At 62.3% G+C, this 13541-nt stretch carries 15 protein-coding genes and 2 tRNA genes; 7 read left to right on the top strand and 10 right to left on the bottom strand.

Annotated elements, in window-relative coordinates; translation table 11 throughout:
• Window positions 1–266: galactose-1-phosphate uridylyltransferase (gene galT, locus BN1127_RS02200; RefSeq protein ID WP_042648322.1), on the bottom strand; the 266-nt coding region annotated here is incomplete at its 3' end.
• A gap of 51 nt (window positions 267–317) precedes the next feature.
• Window positions 318–1331, bottom strand: coding sequence for a UDP-glucose 4-epimerase GalE (gene galE, locus BN1127_RS02195; RefSeq protein WP_042648321.1), 1014 nt, complete (start codon window positions 1329–1331; stop codon window positions 318–320).
• Window positions 1332–1642: 311 nt separating this feature from the next.
• Between galE and BN1127_RS21970 the strand changes: the two genes are divergently transcribed.
• A complete protein-coding gene (locus tag BN1127_RS21970; RefSeq protein WP_156139734.1) occupies window positions 1643–1798 on the top strand; it encodes a hypothetical protein in 156 nt (51 codons plus the stop codon).
• 420 nt (window positions 1799–2218) lie between these two features.
• Here the strand turns inward: BN1127_RS21970 and BN1127_RS02190 are convergent, their stop codons facing one another.
• Complete coding sequence (locus tag BN1127_RS02190; protein ID WP_231557423.1) at window positions 2219–4432, bottom strand: immune inhibitor A domain-containing protein; 2214 nt, start codon at window positions 4430–4432, stop codon at window positions 2219–2221.
• A gap of 484 nt (window positions 4433–4916) precedes the next feature.
• Here BN1127_RS02190 and rraB point away from each other — a divergent pair, with 484 nt between their 5' ends.
• Window positions 4917–5252 (top strand): ribonuclease E inhibitor RraB, encoded by a 336-nt coding sequence (rraB, locus tag BN1127_RS02185; protein ID WP_041206820.1) that lies wholly within the window; start codon window positions 4917–4919, stop codon window positions 5250–5252.
• Window positions 5253–5355: 103 nt separating this feature from the next.
• Here the strand turns inward: rraB and BN1127_RS02180 are convergent, their stop codons facing one another.
• A complete protein-coding gene (locus BN1127_RS02180) occupies window positions 5356–7326 on the bottom strand; it encodes a sensor domain-containing protein (RefSeq protein WP_042648319.1) in 1971 nt (656 codons plus the stop codon).
• Between the two features lie 169 nt (window positions 7327–7495).
• Here BN1127_RS02180 and BN1127_RS02175 point away from each other — a divergent pair, with 169 nt between their 5' ends.
• Entirely contained in the window at window positions 7496–7990 is a 495-nt protein-coding gene (locus BN1127_RS02175; RefSeq protein ID WP_042648318.1) for a hypothetical protein, read from the top strand.
• Window positions 7991–8048: 58 nt separating this feature from the next.
• Here BN1127_RS02175 and BN1127_RS02170 read toward each other — a convergent pair whose 3' ends face one another.
• Window positions 8049–8966 carry an AraC family transcriptional regulator gene (locus BN1127_RS02170; RefSeq protein WP_042648317.1) on the bottom strand — a complete coding sequence of 306 codons (918 nt, stop codon included), beginning with the start codon at window positions 8964–8966 and terminating at the stop codon, window positions 8049–8051.
• 113 nt (window positions 8967–9079) lie between these two features.
• On the opposite strand from BN1127_RS02170, the gene BN1127_RS02165 reads away from it, so the two are divergent.
• Window positions 9080–9409: a carboxymuconolactone decarboxylase family protein gene (locus tag BN1127_RS02165; protein ID WP_042648316.1), complete on the top strand. Its 330-nt coding sequence runs from the start codon at window positions 9080–9082 to the stop codon at window positions 9407–9409.
• A 220-nt stretch (window positions 9410–9629) separates the two neighbouring features.
• Here BN1127_RS02165 and BN1127_RS02160 read toward each other — a convergent pair whose 3' ends face one another.
• From BN1127_RS02160 to rsgA, 5 genes are read right to left on the bottom strand one after another with little or no spacing between them, the layout of a single operon-like run.
• Window positions 9630–10028, bottom strand: coding sequence for a hypothetical protein (locus BN1127_RS02160; protein WP_042648315.1), 399 nt, complete (start codon window positions 10026–10028; stop codon window positions 9630–9632).
• 2 nt (window positions 10029–10030) lie between these two features.
• Window positions 10031–10294 (bottom strand): DUF2960 domain-containing protein, encoded by a 264-nt coding sequence (locus tag BN1127_RS02155; protein WP_005327324.1) that lies wholly within the window; start codon window positions 10292–10294, stop codon window positions 10031–10033.
• On the bottom strand, window positions 10284–10556 hold the full coding sequence (locus tag BN1127_RS02150; protein WP_005327326.1) for a VF530 family protein: 273 nt from the start codon (window positions 10554–10556) through the stop codon (window positions 10284–10286). The genes BN1127_RS02155 and BN1127_RS02150 overlap by 11 nt, the downstream gene beginning before the upstream one ends.
• The gene (asd, locus tag BN1127_RS02145) at window positions 10553–11425 is read right to left on the bottom strand and encodes an archaetidylserine decarboxylase (RefSeq protein ID WP_042648323.1); all 873 of its coding nucleotides are present in this window, start codon (window positions 11423–11425) and stop codon (window positions 10553–10555) included. Before asd ends, BN1127_RS02150 begins: the two co-directional genes overlap by 4 nt.
• A 42-nt stretch (window positions 11426–11467) precedes the next feature.
• On the bottom strand, window positions 11468–12502 hold the full coding sequence (rsgA, locus tag BN1127_RS02140) for a small ribosomal subunit biogenesis GTPase RsgA (protein WP_042648314.1): 1035 nt from the start codon (window positions 12500–12502) through the stop codon (window positions 11468–11470).
• 91 nt (window positions 12503–12593) lie between these two features.
• On the opposite strand from rsgA, the gene orn reads away from it, so the two are divergent.
• The 3 genes from orn (at window position 12594) to BN1127_RS02125 (ending at window position 13492) form a co-directional block, all read left to right on the top strand.
• Window positions 12594–13139: an oligoribonuclease gene (orn, locus tag BN1127_RS02135; protein ID WP_041205122.1), complete on the top strand. Its 546-nt coding sequence runs from the start codon at window positions 12594–12596 to the stop codon at window positions 13137–13139.
• 177 nt (window positions 13140–13316) lie between these two features.
• Window positions 13317–13392 (top strand) — tRNA-Gly (locus tag BN1127_RS02130).
• A gap of 24 nt (window positions 13393–13416) precedes the next feature.
• Window positions 13417–13492: transfer RNA gene (locus tag BN1127_RS02125), tRNA-Gly, on the top strand.
• Window positions 13493–13541 lie beyond the last annotated feature (49 nt).

Genomic DNA, 13541 nt, shown 5'->3' with positions numbered 1-13541 from the left:
TCGCCGGCGGCCGGGGTGTCCTGCATCAGGGCGGCGAAGTCGTTGGTGAAGACGAAGGTGTCCCGATAGTCGGGGTTCTGGTCGCCGGTGACGCGCTTGTTGCCGGCGCAGAGGAAGCAGTCCGGATCGTGGGACTGGCTCGGCGCCTGGCTTATTTTTTCGACCTGACCCTGCCAGGGGCGCTTGGCCCTGTGGGGGGAGACCAGCACATACTGGCCGGTCAGCGGGTTGAAACGGCGGTGGGGGTGATCAACAGGGTTGAACATCATCACTCCAGTCAATGAGTTGAGAAAATCGTAACGGGCAGGCCGGCAGGCCTACTCCTCGTAACCGTTCGGGTTGGCGGACTGCCAGCGCCAGCTGTCGGCGCACATGGCGGCGAGATCCCGGGTGGCATGCCAGCCCAGTTCGCGCTGTGCCTTGGCGGGATCGGCCCAGCATTCGGCGATGTCGCCCGGGCGTCTGGGTTCGATGCGATAAGGCAGTGGCTTGCCGCAGGCGGCTGAGAACGCGGCCACCATCTGCAGCACGCTCTGGCCCTGGCCCGTGCCCAGGTTGTAAGGGTGGATGCCGCCTCGCCCCGCGCAGTGGTGCAGCGCCTTGACGTGCCCCTCGGCAAGATCCATCACATGGATGTAGTCGCGTACCCCGGTGCCGTCCGGAGTGTTGTAATCGTTTCCAAAGACCGAGAGGCAGTCGCGACGGCCGATGGCCACCTGGGTGATATAGGGCATCAGATTGTTGGGGATGCCCTGGGGATCTTCCCCCAGGGTGCCGGACTCGTGGGCGCCGACCGGGTTGAAGTAGCGCAGCAGGGTCATGCTCCAGTGGGGCTCGGCGGCCTGCAGATCCTCGAGGATCTCCTCGATGATCAGCTTGGATCGGCCATAGGGGTTGGTGGCGCTGCGCGGGAAATCTTCCCGGATGGGGGTGCTGGCCGGGTCGCCGTAGACGGTGGCCGAGGAGCTGAACACCAGGTTGTGAACCCCGGCCCGCTTCATCGCCTGCAGCAGCACCAGGGTGCCACTCAGGTTGTTCTCATAATATTCGAGGGGGATCCGGGTCGATTCGCCGACCGCTTTCAGGGCGGCGAAGTGGATCACGGCGTCGATCTGCTGCTCGGCGAAGATGCTGTCCAGCAGGGCCGGGTCACGGATGTCCCCCTGATAGAAGCTGGGCAGCTGCCCGCTGATGGCGGCGACCCGTGTCAGCACGGCGGCCTTGCTGTTGCAGAGGTTGTCCACCACCACGGGTTCCATGCCTGCCGCCTGCAAGGCCAGACAAGTGTGGCTGCCGATATAGCCGCAACCGCCGGTCACCAGTACTCTCATCCTCTTCTCCACCGTTCGCGCCTCACGCAAGGAAAGTCTGAGCAGGAGTTTAGCCGAAGCCAGATTACTGAAACCGTGATGCGTGTCACGTAGTTGTGTAAACGATTACACTTGTTGTGAGAACGGACCTTTACCTGCGACTATCAGGTTTCCGGCACTCTTTACGCGTATTGTTGCCCGTTTCGACCGTGAGGAGAGTAAAGGCTGCGCGGGCGCCATCAAGGATGTTGCGCACGTGGTTGGCGCTAAAGTGGTAACGCTTCCACAAAAAGGGTCGCTCGCCCAATGTCAGTGCCGCCTTCCGCGAGGTGATGCAGAAGGCCACGGCCGTACTGGACTACACCCCCAACGCCCAGGCTCTGGTCAGCCAGACCAACGACACCATGGTGGCGGTTGGCCATATGGGCAAGCCCTGCCTCTGTGCCTCGGCCAAGGAGAGCACCATGAAACGGGGTTGCGCCTGCTGATGGACACTGGTTTTCACCGCGCCGGCAGGAGCGGGAAGCGATCGAATTGCTGATCGCAAGAGGTGTGAAGCCCAGAAGGGGGAGCCGCAAGGTACCCAGTGAGAAGAAAGGAGCGATGATGCCTTGTGTCCGCCCGGTTTGGCGCTGCTCAACAGCTAAAGCATGACCTTGAAGGAATGCGATATCGCCCTCAACAACCGGCAGGGTTACCACCAGGACACCGGGCAATATTCCGGGGCGGGTAAAGCGGTCTGGAGCGACCAGCGGGCAGTTTGCTGTCCCCATCACAGGGCCGCATTCCCCGCGATGTGCTGAGGCCGCACCGCAGCGGTTAAGTATGAAAAATGCGAATAAAAATAATGCCAGTCAGACTTAACTGACTGGCATTCTGGTCTGAACCCGGTGGATTCATGCCATGACTCAGTGACGGCTGACGATGATCCTCCCGGTGCTCATGTCGCGGGCCTGACCGGTAACGCTGATCTTGAGTCCATATTCGGGTAGCAGACGACCGGCGTCCGGGATCTCCTTGCTCTGGTAGCTGCGGGAATCCTTGAACACCCGGTTCGGGGTGATCCAGAAGTCGCGCAGCAGGGAGCCGCTCGGATGTTTGAGGTCGAGGGGGCGCTGGAAGCCCAGGCCGAAGGCAGCATCGTGGATCTGGTAACGAGTGCCGGCCACGGCCCCATCGCTCCACGTGAGGGTGCGCTGATCCCCGTCCACCACCCCGAGGAAGCCTTCACCCGGGTGCTGGCCCACCCAGTTGTTAGCCTGGCTGCTGTCCACGTACCAGAGCAGCATACCCGGCTCGTAGCGCATCAGCTGGTCGGCCACGTTGATGTGGGCCAGTCCCTTGTCCACCCCCGCATGGTTGCGCCACTCGGCCAGGTAGTAGTGATCCTTGGCCTCGTTGCCATCGTTCTTCACAAAGCCGGCCAGGGTAAAGGCCGCACTGCCCTCGGCCCCGTCGCTCAGCAGGGTGTCGCCATCGGCGAGGATCTGCAGCTCGTCCACGAATAGCCCGTTTTCGGCCACGCCGCCATCGCTCTGGTATTGCAGGGTGAGGGTGATCTGCTGGCCGGCCCAGGGGGTGAGGTCGAACTCGGCATCGGTCCAGCCGTTGGAGTTGCCGGTGATGCCGACCCCGAAGCCGATCCTGTTCGGATCGTCACTGGTGGTCAGGTTGCCTGGGATGGGTTCGCCGTTGACCAGCACCCGACCGTAGTCAAAGCCATCTTCGATCTGATACCAGGCCTTGAAGAGCAGGCTGGAGCTCTGCCTGCCGCCGAGATCCAGCTTGAGGCTCATGCGGTTGTCCAGGTTGTTGCCCTTGCCGCCGTGGTACTGGTACTGACCGGCATAGGGCGGGTTGAGGGGCACCTGTTTGGCGGGCAGGTTGATGCGCACCACATCGTCGTTGCGTCCCTTGTCGTTGGCCTGATCCAGCATGTAGACGTTGCCGCGAGGGTTGAGATCGGCGAGCTGCACATTGCTGCCGTGCAGCCAGTTGCCCCCGAGGGAGGCCTGGAGGAACTCCTTGGCCCAGGGGGAGAAGCCGGTCGGCTCGGTGCCGCCGATGACCCCGGCCCAGGAGCCTGAGGACATGATGGACCAGGTCGCCACCGGTTCCCCCTTGCCGCTGTACTTGGTGTCGTACTCGTCCGGCAATCCCAGGTCGTGGCCATATTCGTGTGCACAGACCCCGGCCGCCGCATCGATGGGCTGGATGGTGTAGTCGTAGGCGGCGAACTGGCCGCCGAAATCGCCGTTCGGGCTGCTGGTGCCGGGGATGGGGTAGGGGGCGCCCAGGTTCCAGCGATGGGCCCAGATGGCATTCTCGCCGAGATCGCCACCCCCCGCCTCTTCGCCGACGCTGGAGTGGAAGATCATCAGGTGGTCGATGAGGCCGTCCGGCTCGTCCCGGTTGCCGTTGCCATTGAGATCGTAACGATCCTCCTGATCAAACTCGGCCAGATCGATGGCAGGATCTGCCGCCACCTGCGCCAGCGCCTCCTTCACCAGCTCCCGTACCGCCGTTTCGTTCTGGTTGCTGCCGTAGTAGGCCGCGTCCTTCCTGGCTGTGTACCAACCCGCCACCTGACCGCGCACGCTATAGCTCTGGCCGGACTGCTGCTCGTAGAACTGGCGCATGGAGATGAAGCGTTCGCCGTTCGGGCCGGCATAGCCTTTGGACGAGAACAGCAGATCGTTGTAGTGCGCCTGGCTGTAGTCCGGGTAGTACATCTTGGTGAGCTCGGGGGTAACGCTGTTCTTCGGGTAGTCGGGGAAGTCCACCAGGATGGCGAGGATCTTGTCCTTGCGCATCTTGCCCCTGTAATGCTCCTTCTCGATGGCCTTGAGCAGCAGGGTGGGCACCCGATCGCCGGGGCGGGCGGTGCCGTTCAGGCGGATCTTCTTGAGGATGCGCTCCCGTACCTTGCCCTCTTTCACCGCCAGGGTGCCACTGTTGCCGTTGTAGGCCCGTGACTTGTCGCGGTAATAGCGGGTCAGGGCCGCCTGCTCCATCTCGGGGGAGGCCAGGGTCGGGATCCGGCCGCTCTTCTTGAGCATCTCCAGCACCTTCACCTCGTCGGCGAGGGGGGCATCGAAGGGGCCATGGACCGGGGCGGCCATGACATGGTTTCCAATCATAAGGGTCGAGCCGATAAGCAGGCTCGTTATTGTTGTTTTGGGCATTGCAATGTGCTCCTTCACATGATCAGAAAGGAGCCCGTCGGGCTCCTTTTCCGGACGGGGAGTGATTCACCCGCGTCCCTTTATGCCTTTGGATTGGTCCTTTGTCATCAGCACCTCGATGGTGGAAAACGCTGGCCTGAAAGAAGAATGTGATGTGTTTTGACTGTCTTGTGCCGGAGGATGAAGGTATCTATGGGTGACACTTGTCAATGGTGGGTTATTACACTTTTTTAACCTTTTTGCGGACACCACCATTTGGGAGGAGGCTTGAGAGGCAGTTATCTTGGTCCGCCGCATTGAGCCCGTTGCGCTCTGCGGGTATGCTTTGCCGCAACCACCCCCTGGCGGCGAGCGGGCCGACACGCCCGCCAGCAGGGGCTACATCCATCCAATACCGTCTGGGGTTTATATGAGTATCAACATGCAAGAGTGGCGCGAAGAGACCACCGCCATCGTCAACGAGCTGCTGGCCGATGGCAGCAACCCGGATCTGGACTACGAGATTGAGCACCACTTTGCCTGTCAGGACTTCGATCTGCTGGAGAAGGCGGCGGTTGACCTGTTCAAGGCCGGCTTCGAAGTGACCGATGCCGAGGAGATGGAACTGGACGACGGCGCCACCATCTTCTGCTTCGATGCTACCGTGGAGTGCAAGCTGGATATCGAGACCATCGTCTCTGACATCGAGAAGATGCTGCCTATTCTGGAAAAGTACGGTGTGGACTACGACGGTTGGGGCACTTACTTCCAGGAGTAAGCCTGGGTCGGCGGCGGCTGTGTGCATCATGGTCCATGACGGCTGATGCACAGCCAGACAATCAAAAGGCCACCCCTGGGGTGGCCTCGTTGTTGGTGGCGGGTCAAGCTGGCAACTGGTAGTTGCTGGCAAACTCCCCGGGGGGCAGAGGGCGACTGAACAGATAGCCCTGCAGCCGATCGCAGCCCGCCTGTACCAGCCAGGCCTGCTGCTCCACCGTTTCCACCCCTTCTGCGGTGATCCTGATGCCGAGTTCATGACCCAGACCGATGACGGAGCGGACGATGGCGGTGGTGGCCTGGTTGCTGGCCAGCCCCTGGGTGAAGCTCTTGTCCAGCTTGAGGGTCGCCACCTGCAGGCGCGGCAGGTAGGCCAGGGAGCAGTAACCGGTGCCGAAGTCGTCGATGGCGAGCTGGAAGCCCGCCTCGATGAGGCAGGCCAGATTGCTCTCTATCTCGTCGGCATTCTCCATCAGTACCCCTTCGGTGATCTCCAGCTCCAGTTGCCAGGGGGCGAGCCCGTGGCGCTCGATGCAGGCGAAGATCTGCGGGCAGAGTTCGGGATCGCGGAACTGCAGCGGTGACAGGTTGATGGAAAGCACCAGGTCAGGGGCCGCCACCTGCCAGCGCGCCAGCTGGGCACAGCCCAGCTCCAGCATCAGTTGACCGAGCTGGCCGATGAGGCCCAGCTCTTCCGCCAGGGGGATGAACTCATCGGGGGAGATCATGTCGAACTCGGGATGAGGCCAGCGGCAGAGCAACTCGGCCCCGTGCAGCCGGTTGCTGTGGGTGCAGATGATGGGCTGGTAGACGGCGGTCAGCTCGGCCGATTTGATGGCCAGCGGCAACTGGGCTGCGATGAGCTGACGGCGCTTGAGCTTGGCATCGAGATCGGGATCGAACAGGGTGCAGTGCTGCTGCTGGCGTTTGCCCTGTGCCAGCGCGGCCTCCGCGTGACTCAACAGGCGCTCGGCCTCCTTGGCCTTGCCGTGGGCGATGCCGAGGAAGACCGGGATCTGGATCCTGTGTTCCTCGACCTGGTAGGGGGCCATCAGTTCCTGTTGCAGGTTGCGGCTCCACTCATCCAGGGAGAGGGGAAGCTCGGGCAGCAGCAGGGCGAAGTCATCGGCAGCGACCCGGCAGAGCAGTGACTGAGGCGGTGCCAGCCGTTGCAGGCGACGCGCCACCTGGCTGAGCAGGCGGTCGGCGACCCGGATGCCGAAGCGATCGTTGATCTCGCGAAAATGTTGCAGATCCACCAACAGCAGGCTGGCCTTGCGGGCGCCGAGGTGGCGGCTGGTCTGCAGGAAGTGGGAGAGCTTGAGCAGGCCGGTGAGGCTGTCGTAGTGCTGCTCCTGCTGCAACTGGGCCTGGGTGGTACGCAGTCCGGTGATGTCACGGCTCAGGGTGAGAATGCCGAGGGCGTTACCCTCGTCGTCCGGGACTTCGACCCGGGTGACTTCCAGATGGCGGCCCTTGCCCTGGGCATCCACCACGCAATATTCACCCTGTCCCAGGGTCTGTTCGACGGGTAGACGGGGGGGCACTCTTCGACCCAGGGCGTCGCTTGCCGTCAGGCCCATGAAGTCGAGAAAAGCCTGATTGCAGTCGATGAGCACGCCCTGGTGATCTTCGAGGCGAATAAGATCCGGGATGGCATCCAGCAGGCGGCGCTGCAACAGTTGCTGCTGGCGGAAGGTTTGCTCCAGCTCCTTGCGCTGATCGATGGCGCTGACCATGGCAAAGAGGGCAAGGGGGTTGCCCTGCTCGTCATAGAGCGGCACCTTGTGGATCTCCATCCAGTTGGTGTTGGCGCCACTGTGGCAGTGCCATTGCTGGTGCAGCAGGGGTTTTCCTTCGGCCAGCAGGCGCCCGTCCTCCTCACGGAACTGATCGCCCCAGGGCATCTCGGCGTCCGTCTTGCCGACGAGGTCGCTTGGCTGCTGTAGTCCTGCCTCCCGGGCGAAGGCCTTGTTGGCAAACAGGTACCGTCCGGCCGTATCCCGGCAGAAGATATTCATGGGTAACTGGTCGATGATCTGCTGCAGCAGCGCCAGGGAGAGCGAAGAATTCACGTGAGCACTCACGGGGGAGACTTCGAGCAAATCTATGATAACAGGTCAGTTTTGTAAAGCTTGGGTTAAGAATCCACCATTTATGTGGATCCCTGCTGACAGTCTGTGTCGTGATCGCCATAATAGCCGCCGATTGGCCTGTGGTGGCCTTATGGATGAGAGAAGCAGCATGAAGAAGATAATGGGGGGCGCCCTGGCCCTGTTAATGGTGGGTTGTGCCAGTGACAACAATGGTGGCGAGCAGTACCGCTATACCCCGCCGGTTGCCAAGGCGACCAACAACACCCAGGAGATGGCGATTCCGGTGGATCTGGTGTGGGCCCGCGCCGAGAAGTGGTTTGGCGATCACGGTCTCAACATCGAAAACAGCCAGCGTGGCTCAGGTCTGATGACCGCCAACGTTGAAAACTCGGCCGACGGGCTGGAGTGGCTGGATTGCGGCACCATGGGTTCCAAGGTCGCACTGGGCAACCCCAATCTGCAGATCAATCTGATCATCACCCAGAGCGGCAACAACAGCGTGGCGACCGTCAACGTCAAGGGCAACACCCAGCTCTACTTCGTCGAGTCCTCCGGCGAGCGCGTGCTGGCCCCCTCCATCACCCCGGTCTGCGTTTCCCGCGGCAGCCTGGAGCAGAGTCTGTTCGCCACCCTGGGCAACTGATCCTGCCTGCGCGCATGAAAACCCCGTTGCCTGCAACGGGGTTTTTGTTTTTGGTCCGCTAGCCGGGCAGGGCAGGCCAGCCCTGCTGGCGAAAGCGGCCAGGCGCCATCCCGCTTGACTGCTTGAATGCCTTGGCAAAGGAGGCCTCCGACTGATAGCCGACCCGCTGCGCCACCTCGCCGAGAGGGAGTTGATCCGGGTGGCGCAGCAGTTCGGCCGCCCGCACCATCCGCACCCGTACCATGAAGTCCCAGACGCTGCAGCCCAGCCGCTGGCGAAAGTGGCGAAAATAGGTGGCGCGGGACATGGCGGCCAGCGCCGCCAGTTCATCCACGCTCCAGGGGTGGGCCGGGTCGGCCAGCATGGCCTGCAGCGAACGGCCCAGCCTGGGGTCTTGCAGGGCGCCGACCAGCCCGAGCGCCCCGTGCGGATCGCTGGCATGGGCCCGCAGCCCCATGGCCAGCAGCACCTGACTCAGGGCCGTCAGCACAGCCCCCGAGCCCTGCTGTTCGCGCTGCAGCTCCTGGTGGATCAGGCTCAGTACCAGGCGTAGCGACTGTTGCGACTCGCTGGTGAGCAGCGGGATGCAGAGCGGGCTCGGCAGGGCATCCAGCAACAGCGGCCGCAGCGGTCCCTGATAGCGGTACTCGCCGCACAGAAACTCCACCTGATCGCCGCCATCGCCCCTCTGCGGCAGCAGCCCGTCGCCCGGCTCGGCCAAGGCCAGGGTGTCGCCTTCCCGCCAGATGGTATGGGGCTCGCCACCGGGCAGCAGCAGCAGATCGCCCGGGCGCAGGGTCACGTCATCGCCCTGCGCCGTGCTGACCCGGATCTCTCCTTTCATCAGCAGGTGAAAGGGCATCACCCCGGCCGGGCTCTGCTCATGGGGCAGTCTGAAACCGCCGCGATAGAGGCAGCGCAGGTCGAACGTGCCCTGGATGCCGGCCTGGCTGATCAGCTGGTCTATCTGGTTCATGATTCCATTTGACTGTTATTTGCGTCTTTAAAGTATTAAACGACTCAAGTCCCGATGCAATACTGGTTTCATCGAACAGGCCGGGGCCTGTTCTGCCAAACCGGAGAGTCAAGATGCAAGACTGGGATCAATACCGTAAACAGTTGATGGGCCGCGTAATGGAGCTGGGCACCCTGAGCCCGGATACCCTCAAGGGTTATCAGCAGCTGTCGTCCGCCGGCAGCAAGAACGGCGTGCTCGATGGCAAGACCCGCGAGCTCATCTCGTTGGCGGTGGCCGTCACCACCCGCTGCGATGGCTGCATCGCCGTCCATGCCGATGCCGCCCTCAAGCAGGGGGCCAGCCGGGCCGAGATCGCCGATGCACTGGGGGTTGCCGTTGCCATGAATGCCGGGGCCGCCATGGTCTATTCCGCCCGGGTGTTGGATGCCATCGACCGTTGAGCCAGGGTGGGGCGGCTCTGACGCCGCCCTGCCGCCAGGTTGTCGGTCTGCCGGCCAGTCCCTGCTGGTCCCAGCAAGTTGAGTGACCCTGCCTACCTTTGCCACGCCCCACGGGCGTGGCTTTTTTGTCTGCGGGCTGCCCTGCCGGCCATGGTTTGCGCTTTCCAGAAACAAAACCCCCGGCTGGGCCGGGGGTTTTGTCGTACTTACGGGGTTGCCGTTAGAGCGCGCTGTCACCGTGAAACAGCGCCCGCTCACCGGACTTGAGCACATAGCCCTTCCAGGGGAAGAGCTGGTAGGCCCCTCCCTGCCAGGACCAGTTTCCCTCCTCGCCCTGGCGGTCAAGGGGGATCAGCTCGCCGCTTGGCAGGGTCAGCTCGGCCTTGCTCTGATCGGTGTTGAACAGCACGAAGGCGCTGCCGGTCTCGGTGGCCTCGAGGGATTGCAGGCGCACTCCCTGTTCGAACAGACGTACGCACTGGCCGAGCAGGGGGGACCACTGGTAACCGGCGCTGGCACGGCAGCCGTGGGCATCCTGATCGTTGCCGACCAGCTGGGGAGTCTGGGTGCTGCAGGCCGCCAGCAGCAGGGAGGCGGCCATCAGAGTCAGGGTTCGCATGCTCACTCCTGCTTGTCTTCGAGATTGTCCCGTTCGATCACGACGTTGGAGAAGCCCAGCTCCTTGAAGTAGTTCTCCCTGTAGTCCTTCACGCTCTTCTTGTCGCGGCGGCACACCTGGGCCAGCTGGGCCTCCATGGCGTGGAAGCTGGAGAGATCCAGCCCCTCGGCCGCGGCAATGGCGTCATAGATGCTGTTGAATTTGTCGTTGGCGTAGCCTATCTCTTTGGCCTGCTTCTTGTAGGTGTAGGTAATCTTAAACGCCACTGGGGTCTTCCTTCTGTTTGGCCTGTTTGCGCTGAACGTAGAGATAGAGGCTCTCTACCTTCTCTCGCGCCCAGGGGGTCTTGCGCAGGAACTTCAGGCTGGACTTGACGCTGGGATCGTCGGTGAAGCAGCGGATGTTGATCTGCTGCCCCAGTTGTTCCCAGCCGTAATGCTCGACCAGGGCGGTGACGATCGCCTCCAGGGTCAGCCCGTGCAGCGGGTTGTTTTTCTGCGAGGTAGCAGGCTTGGACTGGTCACTCATGCCTGCTCCGCCAGCTTGGCAAAGGGCTGACCCATGCGGGTGGTGACGCCGTTGGCCAGATGGGGTTCGAAACCGGCCAGCATGCCGGGGCCAAACAGGCAGACTACGGTGCTGCCGAGCTTGAACAGCCCCATCTCGGCGCCTCTTTGCAGGGTGATGGCCTCGTCGCCGGTGTAATCCCAGCGCACCACTTCCTTCTGTTTGGTCGGCGCTATGTTGCCGGCCCAGATGGTCTCGATGCTGGCGACGATAGTGGCGCCAACCAGCACCAGCGCCATGGGGCCGTGGGGGGTGCGGAAGGTGGCAACCACCCGCTCGTTGCGGGCGAACAGGTTGGGCACCTTCTCGGCGGTGAGCGGGTTGACGGAGAAGAGATCCCCCGGCACGAACACCATGCTCTCCAGCACGCCGTCCAGCGGCATGTGGATGCGGTGGTAATCCTTGGGCGCCAGATAGATGGTGGCAAAGTCCCCATCCTTGAATGGCGCCACCAGATCCTCGAAGCCGCCCAGTAGCTCGCGGGCACTGTAGTCGTGGCCCTTGGCCTGGATGATGCGGCCTTGGCTAATGGGGCCGAGCTGGCTGACTGTGCCGTCCACCGGCAGGGCCAGGGTCATGGCATCCTCGACCAGCGGACGGATCCCCGGCTTGAGCTCGCGGGTGAAGAAGGCGTTGAAGCTCGCGTAGTGGGCCGGATCTTCGTGCAGCGCTTCGCTCATGTCGACGCCGTACTGCTTGATAAAGGCCTCGATCACCCGGGTGGTGAGGTTGCCAGCCTCGGCGGCGGCAAGCTTGCCGACCAGGCGGGAGAGGGCGTGTTTGGGCAGGCAGTATTGACCGGCAATTTTCAGGTTGTCAGTGATGCTCATGATCTTCATCTGCTCTTTCTAAAAAGAGGGAGGTTGATTGGGTCACAGTCGGGCTTGTTGCCGACCGTGGCGGGCTTCCTGCATGGTTTCCAGGATGCGGTGATAGTTGTGGAAGCGGTCAGGGCTGATGGCGCCACTGCTGACCGCCGCCCGCAGGGCGCAGCCGGGATCATCCTTGTGGGTGCAGTCGCGGAACTTGCAACTGCCGAGGTAGTCGCGAAACTCCACGAAACACCAGGTGATGCGATCGGCTTCCAGGTGCCAGAGGGCGAACTCGCGGATCCCGGGGGAATCGATGAGATCGCCGCCGCTCGGGAAGTGATAGAGCCGCGCCGTGGTGGTGGTGTGGGTGCCCAGCCCCGAGTTTTCGGAGATCTCGCCGGTGAGCACGCCGAGCCCCGGCATCAGGGCGTTGGTCAGGGACGACTTGCCCACCCCGGACTGGCCGACGAAGATGCTGATCTTGTCGGTCAGGGCGACCTTGAGCGCATCGAGCCCTTCGCCGCTCTCGCAGCTTACCAGGATCACCGGGTAGCCGAGCTTGCGGTAGGCGGCGAGCTGGCCCTCGACCCGGGTGCGGGCCGCTTCGTCCAGCATGTCGACCTTGTTCAGGACGATGAGGGGCGCGATTTCCACGTCTTCCGCCGCCACCAGGTAGCGGTCGACTATGTTGGTGGAGAACTCGGGCATCACCGCCGAGACGATGACTATCTGGTCGATGTTGGCGGCGATGGGTTTGACCCCGTCGTAGAAGTCCGGTCGGGTCAGCACCGAGTGACGGGGATGTACCGCCTCGATGACGCCGGCGGTCGCGGCATTGAGGCCGGGACGCCACACCACCTTGTCACCGCACACCAGGCTGTTGATGCTGCTGCGCCTCAGGTTGCTGCGGTGTATGGTACCGTCGACGGCTTCCACGTCCGCATGCTGGCCGAAGCGGCTGATCACCACCCCTTCGATGGCCGGGCCAAACAGAGTGTCATCCACCACAGTGGTGTGATCTTTTTGCAGCCGCCGTTCGCGGTTGGCCTGAACGCGCCTCTGTTGACCCAGATTGAGTTTTGCTTTCTTTGCCACTCGATTCGCCAGTTTATGAACAGATCCAAAGCCAGTATGATACATGCAAATTGGCAAAATTCCGCCATTCCTCCCAATAGAGAGAGCAATCATGACAGTCAGCGCGCAGAACCTGGTATGGATCGACATGGAGATGACGGGGCTGGACCCCGAACAGAACGTGGTTCTGGAGATTGCCACCATCATCACCGACAAGGATCTGAACGTGCTGGCACAAGGGCCCGTCATCGCCATTCACCAGAGCGATGAAGAGCTGGCCAAGATGGACGAGTGGAACGTCAACACCCACACCAAGAGCGGACTGGTGGCCCGGGTCAAGGCGAGCGAGCACGACGAGGCCCGCGCCGTGGCCGAGACCCTCGAGTTCATCCGCCAGTGGGTGCCGGAGCGCACCAGCCCTCTGTGTGGTAACAGCATCGGCCAGGATCGCCGCTTCATGGTCAAGCACATGGGCGAGCTGGAAGCCTTCTTCCACTACCGCAACGTCGACGTCAGCACCATCAAGGAGCTGGTGCGCCGCTGGCAGCCGGAGCTGCTGGAAAAGTTCACCAAGAGCGGTTCCCATCAGGCGCTTGACGACATTCGCGAGTCCATCGCCGAACTGCAGTTCTACCGCAGCCACGTCTTCAAAATCTGAGTCCCCGGCAAGGGGTTGCCGTCGCCCGGTTGCTAAAATCGGCAGTTCGGCCAGCTTTTGAGCGAACGGCTGCACAGTGACAAAAAAGCCCTTGCAATTGGAATGACTGCTCTTATAATTCGGCTCCCGTACAGTAGCGCAAGCAACCAAATGCTGTACGGCCGTTTTAAGGTAGTTGCGGGAATAGCTCAGTTGGTAGAGCACGACCTTGCCAAGGTCGGGGTCGCGAGTTCGAGTCTCGTTTCCCGCTCCAATCACTTGCAGAAGACATCCTGTTGCGGGAATAGCTCAGTTGGTAGAGCACGACCTTGCCAAGGTCGGGGTCGCGAGTTCGAGTCTCGTTTCCCGCTCCAATCATCAGCACAGCCTCAAGACACATGTAGCGGGAATAGCTCAGTTGGT

This window comes from Aeromonas media, from assembly GCF_000819985.1.
In the GTDB taxonomy this organism is placed as follows: Bacteria; Pseudomonadota; Gammaproteobacteria; order Enterobacterales; family Aeromonadaceae; genus Aeromonas; species Aeromonas media.
The sequence above is the reverse complement of the archived record's forward strand: the minus strand, read 5'-3'. Positions and strand labels throughout refer to the sequence as shown.